This window comes from Candidatus Phytoplasma oryzae (genome assembly GCF_003263355.1).
In the GTDB taxonomy this organism is placed as follows: Bacteria; Bacillota_I; Bacilli_A; order Acholeplasmatales; family Acholeplasmataceae; genus Phytoplasma; species Phytoplasma oryzae_B.
Genome location: NZ_JHUK01000001.1, coordinates 41,286 through 59,501, shown reverse-complemented (window position 1 = coordinate 59,501; position 18,216 = coordinate 41,286). Strand labels below are relative to the sequence as shown.

General features: G+C 19.0%; 17 protein-coding genes, 1 tRNA gene and 1 pseudogene. 9 read left to right on the top strand and 10 right to left on the bottom strand.

Features of this window, described 5'->3' with window-relative positions; genetic code table 11:
- The first annotated feature begins 36 nt into the window (after nucleotides 1-36).
- Both DH96_RS00260 and DH96_RS00255 read left to right on the top strand, forming a co-directional pair.
- Nucleotides 37-1,110, top strand: a complete 1,074-nt coding sequence (locus DH96_RS00260; protein ID WP_066539814.1) for a PCRF domain-containing protein — start codon at nucleotides 37-39, stop codon at nucleotides 1,108-1,110.
- Between the two features lie 5 nt (nucleotides 1,111-1,115).
- On the top strand, nucleotides 1,116-1,712 hold the full coding sequence (locus DH96_RS00255; RefSeq protein WP_066539813.1) for an L-threonylcarbamoyladenylate synthase: 597 nt from the start codon (nucleotides 1,116-1,118) through the stop codon (nucleotides 1,710-1,712).
- On the opposite strand, the gene holA is transcribed toward DH96_RS00255, so the two are convergent.
- The 5 genes from holA to ychF all read right to left on the bottom strand — a co-directional run bounded on the left by holA (nucleotide 1,665) and on the right by ychF (nucleotide 8,387).
- Nucleotides 1,665-2,663 (bottom strand): DNA polymerase III subunit delta, encoded by a 999-nt coding sequence (gene holA, locus DH96_RS00250; protein WP_160330309.1) that lies wholly within the window; start codon nucleotides 2,661-2,663, stop codon nucleotides 1,665-1,667. The two genes, DH96_RS00255 and holA, sit on opposite strands and share 48 nt — an antisense overlap.
- On the bottom strand, nucleotides 2,660-3,604 hold the full coding sequence (locus DH96_RS00245; RefSeq protein ID WP_066539812.1) for a tyrosine recombinase: 945 nt from the start codon (nucleotides 3,602-3,604) through the stop codon (nucleotides 2,660-2,662). The genes holA and DH96_RS00245 overlap by 4 nt, the downstream gene beginning before the upstream one ends.
- A gap of 38 nt (nucleotides 3,605-3,642) precedes the next feature.
- Nucleotides 3,643-4,449: a YitT family protein gene (locus DH96_RS00240; protein WP_066539809.1), complete on the bottom strand. Its 807-nt coding sequence runs from the start codon at nucleotides 4,447-4,449 to the stop codon at nucleotides 3,643-3,645.
- A gap of 47 nt (nucleotides 4,450-4,496) precedes the next feature.
- Nucleotides 4,497-7,238: an isoleucine--tRNA ligase gene (ileS, locus tag DH96_RS00235; RefSeq protein ID WP_066539806.1), complete on the bottom strand. Its 2,742-nt coding sequence runs from the start codon at nucleotides 7,236-7,238 to the stop codon at nucleotides 4,497-4,499.
- 69 nt (nucleotides 7,239-7,307) lie between these two features.
- Nucleotides 7,308-8,387 carry a redox-regulated ATPase YchF gene (gene ychF, locus DH96_RS00230; protein ID WP_066539803.1) on the bottom strand — a complete coding sequence of 360 codons (1,080 nt, stop codon included), beginning with the start codon at nucleotides 8,385-8,387 and terminating at the stop codon, nucleotides 7,308-7,310.
- A gap of 521 nt (nucleotides 8,388-8,908) precedes the next feature.
- Here ychF and pduL point away from each other — a divergent pair.
- From pduL to DH96_RS00195, 7 genes and pseudogenes are all read left to right on the top strand, one after another.
- A complete protein-coding gene (gene pduL / locus DH96_RS00225) occupies nucleotides 8,909-9,511 on the top strand; it encodes a phosphate propanoyltransferase (RefSeq protein ID WP_066539801.1) in 603 nt (200 codons plus the stop codon).
- Nucleotides 9,512-9,696: 185 nt separating this feature from the next.
- On the top strand, nucleotides 9,697-10,968 hold the full coding sequence (locus DH96_RS00220; protein ID WP_066539799.1) for an HD domain-containing protein: 1,272 nt from the start codon (nucleotides 9,697-9,699) through the stop codon (nucleotides 10,966-10,968).
- 37 nt (nucleotides 10,969-11,005) lie between these two features.
- Entirely contained in the window at nucleotides 11,006-11,854 is an 849-nt protein-coding gene (gene rsmA / locus DH96_RS00215; RefSeq protein WP_066539797.1) for a 16S rRNA (adenine(1518)-N(6)/adenine(1519)-N(6))-dimethyltransferase RsmA, read from the top strand.
- Nucleotides 11,855-11,975: 121 nt separating this feature from the next.
- On the top strand, nucleotides 11,976-12,194 hold the full coding sequence (locus DH96_RS00210; RefSeq protein WP_111961279.1) for a septation protein SpoVG family protein: 219 nt from the start codon (nucleotides 11,976-11,978) through the stop codon (nucleotides 12,192-12,194).
- 244 nt (nucleotides 12,195-12,438) lie between these two features.
- Nucleotides 12,439-12,750, top strand: a pseudogene (locus tag DH96_RS02220) (SpoVG family protein); the annotation flags it as partial.
- A 313-nt stretch (nucleotides 12,751-13,063) separates the two neighbouring features.
- Nucleotides 13,064-15,064 (top strand): heavy metal translocating P-type ATPase, encoded by a 2,001-nt coding sequence (locus DH96_RS00200; protein ID WP_066539792.1) that lies wholly within the window; start codon nucleotides 13,064-13,066, stop codon nucleotides 15,062-15,064.
- A 255-nt stretch (nucleotides 15,065-15,319) separates the two neighbouring features.
- Nucleotides 15,320-15,895 carry a hypothetical protein gene (locus DH96_RS00195; protein ID WP_066539791.1) on the top strand — a complete coding sequence of 192 codons (576 nt, stop codon included), beginning with the start codon at nucleotides 15,320-15,322 and terminating at the stop codon, nucleotides 15,893-15,895.
- 149 nt (nucleotides 15,896-16,044) lie between these two features.
- On the opposite strand, the gene DH96_RS00190 is transcribed toward DH96_RS00195, so the two are convergent.
- The 5 genes from DH96_RS00190 to DH96_RS00170 form a co-directional block, all read right to left on the bottom strand.
- Complete coding sequence (locus DH96_RS00190; protein WP_066539790.1) at nucleotides 16,045-16,953, bottom strand: hypothetical protein; 909 nt, start codon at nucleotides 16,951-16,953, stop codon at nucleotides 16,045-16,047.
- Between the two features lie 201 nt (nucleotides 16,954-17,154).
- A tRNA-Cys gene (locus DH96_RS00185) sits at nucleotides 17,155-17,230 on the bottom strand.
- A gap of 74 nt (nucleotides 17,231-17,304) precedes the next feature.
- Nucleotides 17,305-17,454, bottom strand: coding sequence for a 50S ribosomal protein L33 (rpmG, locus tag DH96_RS00180; RefSeq protein ID WP_066539789.1), 150 nt, complete (start codon nucleotides 17,452-17,454; stop codon nucleotides 17,305-17,307).
- A gap of 106 nt (nucleotides 17,455-17,560) precedes the next feature.
- Nucleotides 17,561-17,770 (bottom strand): hypothetical protein, encoded by a 210-nt coding sequence (locus tag DH96_RS00175; protein ID WP_066539788.1) that lies wholly within the window; start codon nucleotides 17,768-17,770, stop codon nucleotides 17,561-17,563.
- Nucleotides 17,771-17,855: 85 nt separating this feature from the next.
- Nucleotides 17,856-18,143, bottom strand: coding sequence for an HU family DNA-binding protein (locus DH96_RS00170; protein ID WP_066539786.1), 288 nt, complete (start codon nucleotides 18,141-18,143; stop codon nucleotides 17,856-17,858).
- Nucleotides 18,144-18,216: the final 73 nt, after the last annotated feature.

The window sequence follows — 18,216 nt, the reverse complement described above, 5'->3', positions numbered from 1 at the left end:
TTAATATTTTTTTGAAAGAGAAAAGATATATTAAGTATGTTTGAAGAATTAGAAATTTTAAAAAAAAAATATTTATATTTACAAAAAAAAATTTTAGACAATTCTGAAAATTTAAGAGATATTAATTTTCTGAAAAAAATAAATTATTTGGAAAAAATTATGTTTATTTATAATAAATATAATAAATTAAATTCAGATTTGGAAAAAATAAAAAATATTTTGATTCAAAGTCGAAAAAAAGATAAAGAATATAATGAAATAATAACTTTAGCTAAAGAAGAAGAAAAAAAATTAGAAAATAAAATTCAACAAACTGTTTGCGAATTAAAAAAAAAAATTTTTCATAAAGAAGAAGAAGAACATCAAGGAACTATCATGGAAATTAAAGGTGCGGCTGGAGGTAATGAATCTCATCTGTTTGTTGCTGACTTATTCCGTACTTATATGAAATATGCAGAAAGTAAAAATTGGAAAACAGAAATAATTAATTTTAATAATGGTTTGAATAATGGTATTTCTTCTGTAGAAGTAATTATTTATGGACCAAAAAGTTATTCTTTTTTGAAATATGAATCTGGAATACATAGAGTTCAAAGGGTACCTTCAACAGAAAAACAAGGAAGAATACATACTTCTACAGTGAAAATATTAGTTATTCCTGAACAAAAAAAGATAGATTTAGAATTGAATTGGTCAGATATTAGAATAGATACTTTTAATGCTAGCGGTCCAGGCGGACAGTCTGTTAATACTACGAAATCTGCAGTTAGATTGACACATATACCAACTAAAATTAGCGTAGCTTGCCAAATTGCTAAAAGTCAACATCAAAACAAAGAAAAAGCTTTTCAATTATTAAAAAATAGAATATATTATCAAATTTCTAATTATCAACATAAAGAACAAAATATTATAAGAAAAAAGATATTCGGAAAAGGAGAAAGAAGCGAAAAGATAAGAACTTATAATTATTCTCAAAATAAGATTATAGATCATAGGTTTAACTTGATTTTTTATAAATTAGATCTTTTTATGGAGGGAAAAATTAATTTAGTTATTGAACCTTTAATTGAAGAGTTTAATAAAAAAAAATTAAAAACGGAATTTTAAAAAAAGTGAAAGTTAATCAAAAAAAAATTATTATTTTTCCTACAGATACAGTTTATGGTATAGGTGTTAGAATTGATGATAAATATAATTTAAAAAAAATTTATCAAATTAAAAAAAGAGATTTTAATAAACCTATTTCTATTTTATTTTTTTCTTTACAACAAATTGAAAAAATAGTATTTTTAGATAATGAAATTAAAAAAAAAATTCATTATTTTTGGCCTGGTTCTGTAACTTTAATTGTTCATGTTCGATTATCTTGTGATTTATATAAAAAAGAAAAAAAAATAGGCATTAGAATGCCTAATCATCCATTAGCTTTAAAAATTTTAAAAAAAGAAGGTCCTTTAAGAACTACTTCTATTAATCAAAGCGGAGAACCTCCTTTAAATAATTATCAAGAAATTAAGAAAAAGTATCAAAATAAAGTTGATTATATTTATTATGATAATAACAAAAATCATGTATCTTCTGGCATTTCTTCTACAGTTATAGACACAACAACTTTTTATTGGAATATAATTAGAAAAGGGGAAAAAAAAAATATTATAATTTTAAAGAATATTTTTTCCAAATATTTCTTTAATAAAAAACATTTCTAATTTTATTCGGGATAATAAATTTTCTTTTTTTATTTGAAATAATAATTCTGAAAAAAATATAAATAAATTGTTAATTTTTTCTATATCTAAATTCTTGGCTTCTTGAATTAAAAAATCTAATTCATTATGAGAACATTTTAAAAGAGAAATTATTTTTTCTCTTTTTTTTTCTTTTTTAATTTTTTTTATAATAATAAAATTTTTTAATTTTTTTAAAATTTGATTTATAATTATAAAAATATTTTTTTTATCATTTGCTAAATTTTTAAACAATAAAAAATTTTCTATTATTTTATTTTTTTGAAGCATAGAATTAATTAATAAAAAAATTTTTCTATCTTCAGAATAAATTAATTCATCAATTATATTTTCGTCATCAATTATTTTATTGTCTTTATTATAATAATAAATTTTAATTTTTTCAATTTCTTGATGTAGTAACATTAAATCTCCATAAGTTTTTTCAATAATTTTATAAATTATTTTAGATTTAATAATGAAATTATCTTTTTGAAAAATTTTATATATATAAGATATTAATTCTGTTTTATTAATAGAAATTTTAGTTTGAATTATAAAATTTTGGAAAATTATTTTTTTGATGTTAACAGGAAAAATATCTTTTTCTTCTATTAAGTAAATAAAAATATCTGAACGAGTATTTTGAAAATAATTAAATAAAAAAGAAATATCTATATTATTTTTATATTTATTAGATGTAAATAAAAAAGAAATATTTTCGATAAAAATCACTTTTTTATTAAAAAAAAGAGATTTAGTATATAATTCTTGTTTTATATTTTTAATTGTACTATTATAATTATTTTTTTCTATTTTGTATGTTATAAAACAATATTTATTTTTTTCACAAAATTTTTGTAAAATTTTTTTTTTACGTTCTTTAAAAAAAATTTGTTTATAAAAAAATAAATTTAAAGGATATATTTTCAAAATGGAAATTGCTCTCCTTTTTTTTTATTCTTATTTTTTTTTATAGATCTAGGATGATATTTCAAATATATTTTTCTTAAATATTTTTGATTAATATGAGTATATATTTGAGTTGTCGCAATATCTTCATGTCCTAAAATACTTTGTAAAGTTCTTAAATCTATTCCATTTTCTAAAAGATGCGTAGCAAAAGAGTGCCTAAGAGTATGAGGAGAATAGTTTCTTTTTAGATTGGCTAATTTTAATTTTTGTTTGAAAATTTTATAACAACCTTGTCTAGATAAACGTTCTCCTTTCTTATTTAAAAAAACATAAAAATTTTCTTTTTTTTTATTTAATAAAAAAGGACGAATTTTTTTTAAATAATATTTTAATGCAGAAGAAGAATGTTTAGTAATAGGAACTATTCTTTCTTTAGATCCTTTACCTATAATATTTATATAAAAAGATTTTAGATTTAAATCATTTAAAGTTAAATTTAAAAGTTCAGTTATTCTTAATCCTGAACCATACATTAATTCAAAAATAGCTTTATTTCTTAATTCTAATAATGAATTATCAGTATTTGTTTTTTTCAGAAATAAAAAAACTTCTTCTAATGATAATACAGAAGGTAAATTTTTATTTATTTTAGGAGTTTTTAAAGTTAAAGCTACATTATTTTTAGTTTGTTTTTCTAAAATTAAAAAATAATGAAATTTTTTAATAACAATTATTTTTCTAGCTAAAGTTTTGCTAGTTATATTTAAATTATTTTTAATATAAGTTAAAAATAAGGAAATATGATTTTGATTTATTTGATTTAAATATTCAAGTTTTAAATTTTTTGTTATAAAATTTAAATATTGTTTTATATCGTTCAAATAAGATAAAATTGTGTTAAAAGATAAGAGTAGTTCATTAGTTAAATAAAATTCAAATTTTTTTAAAATAGACTTCATTTTAATTTTTTTTTATTTCTTTTTTTAATTCAAATATTTTACGTTTTTATATCTTTTTTTGTATTTGTATTTACTTTTTTTTTTACTATTAAATATATTAAATATCCAGTTATAAATATTTTTATTAAAGATAAAATAAGTGATTTCCATTCAAATTCTTGATTAAATAAAAATAAAACAATAACAGCTATTAAACAAATTAAAAAATTTGATATCGTAATATATATTGATATATCTTTTTTTTTGTAATTAGCTAAATATTTAGCAATTATATCTGTACCTCCTGTAGAACTTCCTATTTTAATAGAAAATCCATGGGCAATACCGGCTATTATAGAAGTTAAAATAATTCTTATAAATGAAATTATAAAACCTCCGTTAGGTTTAAATAAACCAAAACAATTTTGCATTTTTTTTAAATAACCGTATTCTCCATTTATTTGTTTTGCTAAAATTATAATAAATAAAAATAAAAAAATACTATTTATAAGAGAATTAATAGAAAATTTATAATCAAGTTTAGGAAAAGCAATGAAAATAAATAATAGTATATTAACTACACCATAAAATATTCCAGCAAAAATTCCATTAAAAGAACTTTTTTGAGTTAATTTAAATAAATAAGGAAAATTTAAAAAAAAATCTTTATTGCTTATTTCTTTTAAAATTTTAGCAATAGCATCGCCTATTCCATGAATTCCTGTAGTGTAAATTTTTATATCATAATTACCACTTACAAAAAGCGCATCAGATAAAATATATATAAAACTAAAAAATATTCCCATTAAAATAATTTTTAAATTAATTATTTTTTTATTTAAAAAAAATTTTTTTTGTTTATCCATAATATATTTTTAATTATTTTCCTTTTATTTTTATATTTTGTTATAATTTATTCTTTTAAAACTAAATTACAACGATTACATAAGACATCTATTTTTTTTTCTGCGATAATATTCCAACATCTCGGACATTCATGACCTATTGCTTTAATTATTTTTATTTTTAGTTTTTTAGATTTTCTTACTTCTATTTGTGAAACAATTAATATTTGAGAAAGTTTTTGTTTTATTTCTAAGTCATTCAAAACTTGAATATATTCTTTGGGTAAATCTAAGATTAATTTTATATCTAAAGATTTATTAATAATTTTTTTTTGTCTAGCTTCTTCTATTTTTTTAAGTATAATAACTCTTAATTTAAAAAATAGTTCATAACTATTTTTAATTTGGTTGTATTTTTCTTTAAAAATACTAATGATATTATTCATTGTTTCTTTTTTAGGTATTGATTCAAGATAAATATCTTCTTTTTTATCTAAAAAATTCATTGATTTATATGCTTCTGAGGTAGTGTGTGGAATAATAGGTGTTAGTATTTTTAATAAATTTATAAGCATATCATATATATTAGATTGTATTATTCTTCTTTCGAAATTATTTTCTTTTTCGATATATAAAATATCCTTAATAAAATCTAAATAAAAAGAACTAATTTTGTTAGTTATAAAAGAATATAATAAACTTGTTATTTTTTCAAAGTTATATTTTTCATATAATTCAATAATATTAATTATAATTTTATAAAATTCTACAATAAAAATTTTATCAAAATTTGTTCTTTTTTCTAATATTATATAATTAGTTTTAGGATTAAAATTATTTAAATTTCCTAACATAAAACGTAAAATATTCCTTATTTTTCTATATTTTTCTTCTATTTGTTTTAAAATTAAAGAATCTAATCTTACGTCTATATTATAATTGATACTTGCAACCCATAATCTTAAAATATCTGCGCCTTTTGTTTTTATAATATCCAAAGGATCAACAACATTATTTAGTGATTTGCTCATTTTTTGACCTGAACCATCTAAAACAAATCCATGAGTAATAATTTTTTTATATGGTTTTTTATTAAAAGCAGCTGTAGAAGTTATTAAAGAAGAATTAAACCATCCTCTATATTGATCAGCTCCTTCTAAACATATTTCAGAAGAGACAAAACTAGATGAAAATTTTTGAAGTATGCTATAAGATGTTCCAGAGTCAAACCATACATCTATAATATCTGTTTCTTTGTAAAAAAGGTTATTAGGACTTTGTTTGTTTTTATAATTTAAAGGTAAAAGATTTTTAACATCCCATTTATACCAAATATCTATTCCATGTTTTTGAAATAAATCAGCTATATGGTTAATGACATAAGAATCTAGAATAGGTTCATTATTTTCAGTATAAAAAATAGGTATAGGGACTCCCCAAGTTCTTTGTCTACTAATAACCCAATATTTTCTATCTTTTATCATATTATTCATTTTAACTTGTCCCCATTCAGGTATCCATTCAATTTTTTTAATTTTTTCTAATAAATTATCTTTAATTTTGTCAATATTTAAAAACCATTGTGGAATAACTAAACAAATAACAGGTTTTTTAATTCTTTCATCGTGTGGATATGAATGGATTATTGTTTCAGATTTTAAAATTAATTTGTTTTTATAGAGATCTTCTATAATTCGTTTGTTAGCTTTTTCATAAAAAATACCTTGATAAATACCTGATATTTCTGTCATTAAACCATTTTTATTAACACTACATAGTATCGGAAGATTATTTTTTTTACCAACTAAGAAATCTTCTTCACCGTGTCCTGGGGCAATATGAACTAAACCAGTTCCTTCTTGATCAGAAACAAATTTATCTAAAATAATTTTGCCTTTTTTATTAAATAAAGTATTTTCATAAATTATATTTTCTAATAGGTAACCTTTAAAAGTTTTAATAATTTTTATTTCTTTCCATTTAAATTTTTCTTTTAATTTATCTAAAAGATTTTTCCCTATAATATATTTATCTTTTAAAGTTGAAATTAAATAATATTCTTTTTCAGGATTTACACAAATAGCTACATTAGCAGGTAAAGTCCATGGAGTAGTTGTCCAAACTAAAAGTTTTGAATTTTCAAAAAAATTTTTACTTATTATTTTAAAAGTTATAAAAATAGAAAAAGATGAACAATTTTTATATTCTATTTCTGATTCTGCTAAAACAGAATTTAAAAAAGGAGACCAGTAAACATTTTTTAAATCTTTGAAAATTAATTTTTTTTCTACTATTTTTCCAAAAATACGAATTTGATTTGATATAAAATCTTTATTTAAAGTTAAATAAGAATTTTCCCAATCGCCTAAAATTCCTAGTCTTTGGAAGCTTTTTTTTTGTTTTTCTACAAAATTTAAAGCAAATTCTTGGCAACTTTTTATAAAATTTTCTTTATTAATAATTTTATTATTTGTTTTTTTTTTTAAAACACCAATTTCTATTGGTAATCCATGTGTATCCCACCCTGGAATGAATGGTGTATAAAATCCTTGCATTGTTTTAAATCTTAAAATAAAATCTTTTAAAATTTTATTTAAAGCGTGACCTATATGAATATTTCCATTTGCATAAGGAGGTCCATCATGTAATAAGAATAAATTATTTTTTTTATTTTTATTTAAATTTTTTTGATATAAATTTATATTTTTCCAAAATAATTCTATTTCAATTTCTTTTTGACTTAAATTAGCTTTCATTGGAAAATCAGTGCACGGCATTAATAAAGTTTTTTTGAAATTATTATTCGACATTATAAAATTTTCTCCTAATAAAATAAATTGTAAACAAATTTATTTTTTTATATTTAAAAAAATAAAAATTTAAACATTAAAAAAAAAAGTAATTATATCTCCGTCTTTTACTAAATATTTTTTTCCTTCTAATCTTAATTTACCTTTTTTTTTTAAATTTGTTAAATTTTGATATTTTATTAAATCTTCGTAATTAAAAACTTCTGCTTTAATAAAACCAGTTTGAAAATCCGTGTGTATTAATCCAGCACATTCGGGCGCTGTCATTCCTGTTAAAAATGACCATGCTTTAATTTCTTTCGGCCCTGCGGTAAAATAAGTTTTTAGATTTAAAATTTCATAACTTTTTTTGATAATTTCTTGTAGTATATTTTTTGTTGATTTATAAATATTGATTATTTCTTCTGTTTCTTTTTTATTTAAATTAAGTTTTTTTTTTTCTAATGAAGCGCATATTGGAACAAAATTTATTTTTTTTTCTTCGCTATAAGTATTCATTTTTTGAAAGAAAACATTCTTTGATAGATTATTTAAATCTTGTTCTTGAAAATTACCTATATATATTTTAGGTTTTAATGAAATAAAATTAAAATTTTTAATTATTTTTATTTCTTCTGAATTTAATTTTTGTTTTGATAATATTTTTTCTTGAAAAATATTTTTTTTTATTTTTTCTAAAATTTGTATTTCTTTTAAATTTTTTTGATTTTTATTTATTTTTTGAATACGTTTTTCTATTTGTTCTAGATCTGATAATATTAGTTCTGTTTCTATAATTTCAATTTCTTTTAAAGGATCAACTTTTTCCATAATATTGATAATTTGTGGATTTTCAAAACATCTTATGACATGACAAATAGCATCTACATCTCGAATATGGCCTAAAAACTGATTTCCTAATCCGTATCCTTTTGAAGCATTTTCGACTAAGCCAGCAATATCTAAAAATTCTATTTGTGTTGGAATTATTTTTTTTGATTGAAAAATATTTGCTAATTTTTCAAATCTCTTGTCAGGCACTAAAACAGTCCCTTTATTAGGATTAATAGTTGCAAATGGATAATTAGCTTCAAGCACTTTAGATTTTGTTAAAACATTAAATAAAGTTGATTTTCCAACATTCGGAAGACCTATTATTCCTACTTTCATAGTAATTTTTATTTTTGCCTCCTTTTTTATAATTAAATATATTTTAATTTTTTTATTTTTATTAAAGTTTATATAATTTAATTTTTATAAATTTTACTATTATTATATTATTCTCAAAATATATTCTGTTTTTTTTTGTTTTCATATATAATTACAATGATATGATATAGTTATTAGTTATTTTTTGAAAATTTAAAAAATAAATATGTAAAATTATAAATAACAATTTATAAATATACTAAATTTTTTTAGTATTATTAAAAATTTTGAAGAAGATATTATTTTTATTATTTTTTGTTTAATTTTAATTATAATTTTATTGAAAATGATAAAAATATTATAAATCATACATACTAGTTATTATATACTATTTTATATTCAACATTTAAAAAAGATCAACAAAATACTATATTTTAGTAATTATATTTTATTTTAAAAGTAAAATTGACTTAAAATTTAAAATAGAAAATATTTTTATCTATTTTATTATATTGTTAAAAGGAGATATTTTAATTATAATTATGTTAGTTAATAAAAAAATTCCTGTAGGAATATCAGGAAGACATGTTCATTTAACTCAAGCTACTTTAGATATTTTATTTGGTTGTAAAAATTATGAGTTAAAATTATTTAAAAGATTATCTCAAACAGGTCAGTTTGCTGCTGAAGAAAAAATAAATATTTCGAATTTTGAAGGTAAAATTTTATCTGGAGTACGTGTTTTAGGACCAGTAAGAAATTTTGATCAAATAGAAATAAGTCAGAGTGATAATTTGAGATATAATTTTAAAGCACCTATTCGAAGTTCAGGAAATATTAAAAATTCTGGTAAAGCTATCTTAATTGGACCTAAAGGTCAAGTAGAAATATCAGAAGGAGTAATTATTTCAGATAGACATATACATCTTAGTATTGAAGATGCTAATAAATTTAATATTAAAGATAAACAAATAGTTAATATTAAAATTAAAGGCATTAAATCAGGAATTTTAGGAAAAATTTTATGTCGAGTAGATAAGAATTTTGTTTTAGAATGTCATTTAGATACTGATGATGGTAGTGCTTTTTTGCTTAAAAATGGAGATTTAGTAGAATTGATATATGATCCAATTTTAATTGATTAAGATTTTATTTTTTAAATTTTTTTAAAAATATTTATTTTATTAAATTATTTGTATAATTTATGTTTATAAATATTAAATATTTTTAATTATTTTCTTTTTTTAAATTTTATTAATTTTTTCTTTATAGTAAAATTGGGAAGATAAATGAAAAAATGATAATAAGAAAGAGATATTGTATTAATTAAATGATTACTAATTTTCTTAAATTAGAAAATAATAAAAAATTAGAAAAATTTTTGAAACCAGAAGTTTTTAGAGATCCGATTTATGGTTATATTTATTTTAATTATGTTTTTTTAAAAAAAATAATTGATACTAGTGTTATGCAAAGACTTAGAAGAATAAAACAGTTAGGATGTGTTAGTATTGTTTATCATGGTGCTGAACATTCACGTTTTACTCATAGTTTAGGAGTTTATGAATTAGCAAGAAAGTTTTTAGAAACTAATTCTTTTTTTTTACATAATAAGATAAATTTAAGAGAAAAATTGTTACTTTTAACTTCTTCTTTATTACACGATATAGGACATAGTGCTTATTCTCATATTTTTGAAAATATTTTTCATACTATACATGAAGAAAAAAGTGCTCAAATTATAAATTCTCATCCTGAAATAGTTTCGATATTAAATCAAATTGATAAACAATTTAAGTACGATGTATCTGCTATCATTAAGAAAAAAAGTAAATTTAAGTTAATAGAACAACTTTTGTCTAGTCAATTAGATTTTGATCGTTTAGATTATTTAAAAAGAGATGCTTTTTTTGCAGGAGTTAGTTATGGCTATATTGATACAGATAGATTATTAAGAATTATAGATATAAAAAAAAGTAAAGTTGTTTTTAAACAAAATGGTATTTCTTCAATTGAAAATTATTTAATAAGTCGTTATCATATGTACCATCAGGTTTATTATCATCCTAAAGTTATAGGATATTCTATTATTTTAGAGAAAATTTTTAAAAGAATTCAGTATTTATTAAAAGTAAACTATATTTTTAAATTCGAAGAAATTATGTTTATTTTGAAAAAATTTATAAATAACCAAAATAATATAAATTATTATTTAGAAATAGATGATTTTTATGTTAATAGTTTAATTTTTCATTTTAAACAAGAAAAAGATTTAATTTTATCTAGTTTATGTCAAGATTTTTTAAATCGTAATATTTGGCTTTTTATTGATAAAAGTGATTTATTAAACCAAAAAAATAAAATTTTAAGTTTTTATAAGAATGATGATGAAAGACAATATTATACAGAAGAAAAAGAATTTTTTCAAAATACTTATTATGAAAATAGAAAAAATATAGGAGAACATATTTTTATTTCTGTTTCAGAAAAAAATCAAAAAAAAATTCAAAAGTTAAGTGAAAAATCTTTTTTTATTAATTGTTTAATAAAAAATGATAAAAAATACTTAAAATTTTTTTATAGAAAAAATAAAGTTAATTGAATATTTTATTATTAAATAGAATAGTATATGCTATATTATGAAATCAAAACATTTATTTAAAAAAAAATATGGTCAAAATTTTTTAAATAATATGAATTTATTAAAAATCATTTTGAAAGAAGCAAATTTAAAAAATAAAAATGTTGTAGAAATTGGTGCTGGCAAAGGTATTTTTACTCGTTTAATTGCTAAAGAAGCAAAAAAAGTTTTAACTTATGAAATTGATACATCTTTAAAAATTTTTTTAGAATTTAATAATTATAATAATATTCATATTATTTATGATGATGTTTTAAAACGTAATTTAGAAAAAGATTTTTATTATTTTTTCGCAGAAGAGGATTTAAATATTATTGGTAATTTGCCTTATCATATTTTTTCTTCTTTAATATTTAAAATTTTATTTTTAGAAAAAGTGAAAACTTTTACTTTTTTAATTCAAAAAGAATTGGGTTTACGTATTTTATCTCAAGAAAAAAAAGGAAAATTTAGTTCTTTTTTAAGTATTTTTTTACAATCTTTAACTAAAATAACTAAAATTCGTAATGTTAAAAATACTATGTTTTTTCCAAAACCTAAGGTGGATGGTATCGTTTTAAAATTTGAAAAATTGTTATTAAAAGATGAAGAAAAAGAATTCATTAAAAAAGAATTTTATGTGTTTTTAAAAGCTTCTTTTAAACAAAAAAGGAAACAAATGATTAATAATTTAAGTTGTTTTTTTTCTTTATCTAAATCTCAAATTTTTCTTTTTTTTAAAAAATATCAAATTCCTTTTAATATTCGAGCTGAACAAATAAGTATTTTAAAATTTAAAGAAATATCAGCTTTATTTTTTAATTTTTTTAATAAACAAATTATTTTAAAACAAGGATTAGATAAATAAATTTCTAAAAAGTCATAAATAAAACTATATTTATGAATAATATGTTAAAATAATTTGTAGATATCGTGGATATAATTTTTTAATTTTATATAAAAATAGAAAAAAGATGGGGGAGCTATAAATGAAAATTACCTACATTCGAATAAAGAAACATAAGGAAAGACAAGGTAGGTTCTTTAATAAGTTATTTAAAGGTATTGCTTCGATAACTTTTAATAATTCTTTTGTGGTGCATAATATTAAAATTTTAGAAAATGAAAAGGGTATTTTTATAGGAATGCCAAGTGTTAAAAAAAAGTTTAGACAAGAAGAAACTATAAATATAGAACATATTCCCTAAGCAAAAAAAAGAAGAAACTATAAATATAGAACATATTCCTAAGCAAAAAAAAGAAGAAACTATAAATATAGAACATATTTCGAAACAAAGAAATTTTTTAAATTTTTTAGATATAGCGCATCCAATTAATCGTGAAACTCGTAAAATGATATCTGAAGAAATTAAGAAATGTTATCAAGAAATGTTAGAAAGAGGAGAAGATAAAATTGAAGTTAAATTAGATAATAATTGTGTAGATCAAAATATAGAAATTACTTCAGTAAAAATTAGAAAACAAAATAAAAGTCAAAATAGATTGAAAGGTATCTCTTCTATAACATTTTTTAATGCTTTTGTAGTGCATAATATAAAAATTATTCAAGGAGATAAGGGGATTTTTATTGCTATGCCTAGTATCAGGAAGTTTCAAAAAACAGAAGAAAAAAAAGATTTGAATAATAATTCAGAAAATATTAGGAATAAAAGAGAAAATTTTTTAGATATAGCGCATCCAATTAATCGTGAAACTAGAAAAATTATTGAAGAAAAAATAAAAAATCATTTTTATGAAATGTTAAAAAGATTAAAAGATAAAATAGAAACTAAAGATTTATTAAAAAAAGAAGTTAACATTGAAGAAAATGTTTATATAGAAAGAAATTTTAATTCAGATGAAAAAGTAAATATAGAAAAAAATTTTAATTCAGATGAAAAAGTAAATATAGAAAAAAATTTTAATTCAGATGAAAAAATAAATATAGAAAAAAATTTTAATTTAGATGAAGAAGTTAATATAGAAAAAAAAGAAGAAACTGATAAATAGAAAATAAAAAAATTATTATCGTTACTTAAAAACAAAACTAAATATTTATTAATGAGGAGAATATGTATTGAATCCAAATAAAACGAATGAGCGAAAATATATTTTTCTTTTTTTTTGTGGTATTTTATTTTATTTTTTATTTTTTGTTCCTTTAACTTTTATGGAAAAAATTACTAAAAAAATAATAATAAATCAAGATACTCTTGTATTACTTAAATTTTCTGTTACAATTGTTATTTTATTACTTTCAGGTTACCATATTATTTCTGAAGGTTTTATACTTACTTATTATAATACAAAAAAAAATAAAAAATTTACTCCTAATATTCATGTTTTAATGACTTTAGGAGCTTTAGGAGCTATATATTTAAGAGAATTTAATGAAGCAAATTTATTGATTATAATTTTTTCCGGAGCTAATTTTTTAGAAGAATATATTGAAAATAAAAGTTACAAAGAAATTAAAAATCTTTTTAAAATTGTTCCTAATCAAGCTAGATTATTAGATAAAAATGGTAATTTTAGTTTAATTGAAGCCAAAGAATTAAAGGTTGGAGATAAAGTAATTGTTTTAAATGGTGATCAAATACCTTCTGATGGAATAATTGTTTCAGGTTTATCTTCTATAAATGAATCTAATATAACTGGTGAAAGTTTACCTATAGAAAAACAAGATGGTGATATAGTTTTCGGAAGTAGTATAAATTTAAGTAATAATTTGATAATCGAAATAACTAAAATAGTTGATGAATCAATTTTTAACAAGATACTTAAAATAAGCTATAAAATAAAGGAAAATGTTTCTGATAAAGCCGTTTTGATTAAAAAAATAGAGCCTATATATGTAAAAATTGTTATTATTTTGGTTTTATTAGTTTTATTAATTACTTTTACAATAAATAAAATTTTTTATTATAATCCAATTTTAGAAGATCCAATTTTAGAATATTTTCAATTTAAAAATATTTTTAAAAAAATGATGGTTTTTTTAACTGTTGCTTCTCCTTGCGCTTTAGCAGTTGCTGATATTCCTGCCACTTTTGCTGCTGTTTCTAATTTAGCTAAAAAAGGTATTTTATTAAAAAGCGGTAAGTCTTTAGATTTTTTTTCAAATATTAAAGCTATTGCTTTTGATAAAACAGGAACATTAACCCAAGGCAAACCTTTTGTTAAAGAAATTTTTTTTGATCCTAATTTTAATATAAACAAAGAACAACAGTTAAATTATTTAAATATTTTATTTGAAATGGAAAAGAAAACTAATCATCCTATAGCTTTTGCAATAAAAAAATATTGTCAAAAAAAAATAAAATCTTTTAAAAATATAAATATAAATATTTCTAATTTAATTGGTATAGGTATTGAATCTGTTAGTGGAAAAAATAAATATAAAATAGCTAAATATAATCATTTTACTAATACAAGTAATAATTTTTATTTTGTTTCTGAACAAATAAAAGAAAAAACTAAATTGTTATTGACAGAAGGAAATACAGTTATTTATTTTAGTCATAATGAAAAAGTTATAATGGTTATTTCTTTATTTGATCAAATTAGAAATTATTCTTTAGAAATGATTAATTATTTTAAAGAAAAAAAAATCAAAACTATAATGTTAACAGGTGATAATGAAAAAGTAGCTAAAACAATTAATTCTTCTTTAGGATTAGATTTGTGTTTTTCTAATTGTTTGCCTGAAGATAAATTGAATTATATAAAACAAATTAAAAAAAAATATGATGTTGTTGCTATGGTAGGTGATGGAGTTAATGATTCTTTAGCTTTAGTTAATGCAGATGTTTCTATTACTCTTCAAGAAGGCAGTGATATTGTTATTGAACTTTCTGATATTGTTTTAATTCAAAATAATTTAATCAAAATATTATATACTCATCAGTTATCTTTAAGATTAAAAACAATTATCAAACAAAATATTTTTTTTTCTGTTTTTATTATTATTATGCTGTCTATTATAAATTTTTTTATTACAATTCCATTTCAATATGCTGGTATTTTACATGAATCGAGTACTATTGTAGTTATTATCAATTGTTTAAGAATTTTATAGTTTTTAGATAAAAAATTTTTTTCAAAATAAATATTATAATATTTATTTTATTTAAATTTTTTCATTAATTTTTGATAATAATAATATATAATAGTATTGAATGAAATTATTTTTACCTTATTTTACATAATTACTTAAAAATCATTTAAATAATAAATCATTCATTTTTAATTAAATAATTTAACTTAAAATATAAAATGTTAAAAAAATAAAAAAATTAAACCCATATAAAAAAGATTTCGGAGATTTATAAATTTGTTTGCTAATTTTACTTTTAAAAAAAAAACTATTATTTTATCTGTTATTGTTATTTTAACAGTTATTTTTTCCATAATTATTTTTTTGAATACTGATTTAGTAGGAGCTGATTTTTCTGAAGGAGAACAATCATCATTAGATTCTTTAGAAGAAGAAATTATTACTAATAACGAACATATTCCAGAATCATCTATTTTGAATACTCAATATAGTCATAATTCTCAAACAGAGGTTCCTTCTTCTGAACAAAAACAAGATGGTGCTTTGAGTGGTTTAGTACAAAATGTTAATTCTAATTTGGACACAGCTAAAAAAATTTTTAGTCAAGTTCAGGATATGAGCAAAAATTTATTACCTTCAAGCGAGTCAAAATCTCATAAAAATGTTGTTTCACCATCTACTTTTGTTGTTGATTCAAGTAGTCAAAAAAAAATAATTAATCCAAAAACATCATCACGAGATGATTTCAATATTAATTATCATAAAGAAGCACCGCAACCAGTTAGTGAAACTTACCAAAAAAATAGTATATTCAAAAAAACAGTTTCAAAAACACACAGATATCATGCATAATATATAAAGTTTTAGAATAAAATTCTAAAAAAATAGTTTTAAAAATAATAAACTCTTAGTTATATCTAACTTAAGAGTTTATTTTTATTTAAATATATAATGAAATGATAATAATATATTAAAATAAGCTAAAATTGAAATAATAAATTTTAGCTTATTTTATTTTTATAATTAAACTTTTCTTTATATATACTTAGTGTGTTGAAAAAAGGATTAAAATGACATTTATATTCAATATTTAAATCTTTATTACTTTCATTTTGAATAATTGATAATTTAATTTTTCCCAAATAATAATCCATTAATTCTTCTTCTAATATTTCTTTGGGACCTGTATATTCTAAAATTAAAATATTTTTTCCATCTTTTTTTTCTTGCATAATTGTTAAATAATTAAATAATAAAGATTCTTCAGATTTTTCAAATATAATTTTATTATCCCAATTATTCCATTGGTCAAATGTATCATATATGCAATTATTAAATTTTTTTGGTTCTTGTTGAATTTTTTCTAATTCTATTAAATTATCAAAAGGATAGAAATTTATTATTTTTTTAGGTAAATATTTTTTATTTATATAGTCATAAAAAGATGTTCCATAAGTTTTTAACCCTATAAATTCTATTTGATTTTTTATTTTTTCTATTTTTTCTACGTTTTTATTTTTTTCTTCTATATCTATAATTTTTTTTAATTTATCTATTTTATTTTTATTTTTAATTATTTTTTCTTTATAAAAATTTATACCATTTAAACCATAAAAAATCCATTTTTTTTTAATCATAATAATATTTTGATTATTATTATTTTCTATCCATGTTTGATCTATTGGAAAAATTTCTGGTTTAGGGATTTTATTTTTTATTACTACTTTTTTTTCTTCTTTTTTTTCATAATGTACAAAATTTTTTTTTTTATTTATTATCTTTTGAATTTTTTTTTTAAAATTTAGGATGTTCAAATCATAAAATATTTGTAAAATTATAAAAAATAAAAATATAAACAATAATAATATAAACAAAAATTTTTCTTTTTTTGAATAATTTATTTTTATCATTATATTTTAATTTATTACCTATTATTTAGATATTTTTTTATTTATGTTTCTAAAAAATAATTTTGAAATAAAAAGATTCACTAACAAATTAAATTAAATTTTTACTTTAAAATTTAATTTAATTTGTTAAAAAGATATTCTGAAATAAATTAAAAAGTTTTTTTAAACTAAATATTTTTTTAAAAAAATATTTTAATTTATTGGAGGCCCCGAACGGATTTGAACCGTTGATCAAGCTTTTGCAGAGCTATGCCTTATTCCACTTGGCTACGGGGCCGAAAATATTTTATACTAAACGCATGATTATAAATATTAAATTTTTTTTAATATATTTTTTTATTTTTTGAAAAATTATTTTTTTTCTTTATGAATAGTATGTTTTCTTAAAAAGCGACAATATTTTTTAAACTCTAAAGCTTGAGAATTTTTTTTTTTGTTTTTTTTAGTATGATAATTTTCTCTTTTGCATTCTACACAAATTAATTTAATTAAATTACTCATTTATTATTTTTCCTTTTATTTAATCTATATTATATATTAATCTATATATTTTTTTTTATTTACGAAAAAAAACAAAAACAGTCATTTTTTTAAGAAATTTTAATATTTAACTGTTTTTGTTTTTTTTAGATATTAAAGGTTTAAGAGTATTATTTTCTAAAACTTGAGGATAATTATAAATTTCTTCTCTCAATCTTTTAAATAAAACATATATTAAACCATTTTCAAAATCAATACGAGTAACAACACCTATTTCTTTTTCATTTTCTATCTTGACTCTTTCACCGATAAGATAAGTATCATTATCCCAAGCCATTTTTTTTACACCAAATCCTTAAAAAATTTTTTTAATAAATTGAAAATAATATTTTTTATAAATATTTTTGTATATTTAAATTTTTTTAATTTTTATAAAATGATTTAAAAATTGACTTAAACTTTTTATTCATTTTAAAAACAGGAGTAATATGCGCAGGAACATTAACAATTCTATTTATTTTAGGTACTTTGCATTTTCTTTCTTTTCTATCTCTTAATTGAATAATTCCTAAACCAGGTACAAAAACTTTTTCTTGATTTTTTAAAGCATCTATTATAACGTTATTTAAAGTATTAAAAAAATCATTTGCTTCTTTTTTAGAAATATTTGAAATTTCTGATATTTTACTAATTAATTTTAATTTTGTCATTATTCTTTAAACTCCTTTTTTATTTTAAATCTAGTAAAATTTTAACATAAAATAGTGTTTTTAACAAAATAAA

What these genes read in the sequence shown, in the direction of transcription:
- DH96_RS00210 (WP_111961279.1), top strand. Translation starts at nt 11,976, where the DNA reads ATGAAAATTACCTACATTCGAATAAAGAAACATAAGGAAAGACAAGGT.
- DH96_RS00170 (WP_066539786.1), bottom strand. Translation starts at nt 18,143, where the DNA reads ATGACAAAATTAAAATTAATTAGTAAAATATCAGAAATTTCAAATATT.
- rpmG (WP_066539789.1), bottom strand. Translation starts at nt 17,454, where the DNA reads ATGAGTAATTTAATTAAATTAATTTGTGTAGAATGCAAAAGAGAAAAT.
- ychF (WP_066539803.1), bottom strand. Translation starts at nt 8,387, where the DNA reads ATGAAAGTAGGAATAATAGGTCTTCCGAATGTTGGAAAATCAACTTTA.
- DH96_RS00175 (WP_066539788.1), bottom strand. Translation starts at nt 17,770, where the DNA reads ATGGCTTGGGATAATGATACTTATCTTATCGGTGAAAGAGTCAAGATA.
- DH96_RS00220 (WP_066539799.1), top strand. Translation starts at nt 9,697, where the DNA reads ATGATTACTAATTTTCTTAAATTAGAAAATAATAAAAAATTAGAAAAA.
- pduL (WP_066539801.1), top strand. Translation starts at nt 8,909, where the DNA reads ATGTTAGTTAATAAAAAAATTCCTGTAGGAATATCAGGAAGACATGTT.
- DH96_RS00240 (WP_066539809.1), bottom strand. Translation starts at nt 4,449, where the DNA reads ATGGATAAACAAAAAAAATTTTTTTTAAATAAAAAAATAATTAATTTA.
- DH96_RS00260 (WP_066539814.1), top strand. Translation starts at nt 37, where the DNA reads ATGTTTGAAGAATTAGAAATTTTAAAAAAAAAATATTTATATTTACAA.
- DH96_RS00245 (WP_066539812.1), bottom strand. Translation starts at nt 3,604, where the DNA reads ATGAAGTCTATTTTAAAAAAATTTGAATTTTATTTAACTAATGAACTA.
- rsmA (WP_066539797.1), top strand. Translation starts at nt 11,006, where the DNA reads ATGAAATCAAAACATTTATTTAAAAAAAAATATGGTCAAAATTTTTTA.
- DH96_RS00190 (WP_066539790.1), bottom strand. Translation starts at nt 16,953, where the DNA reads ATGATAAAAATAAATTATTCAAAAAAAGAAAAATTTTTGTTTATATTA.
- ileS (WP_066539806.1), bottom strand. Translation starts at nt 7,238, where the DNA reads ATGTCGAATAATAATTTCAAAAAAACTTTATTAATGCCGTGCACTGAT.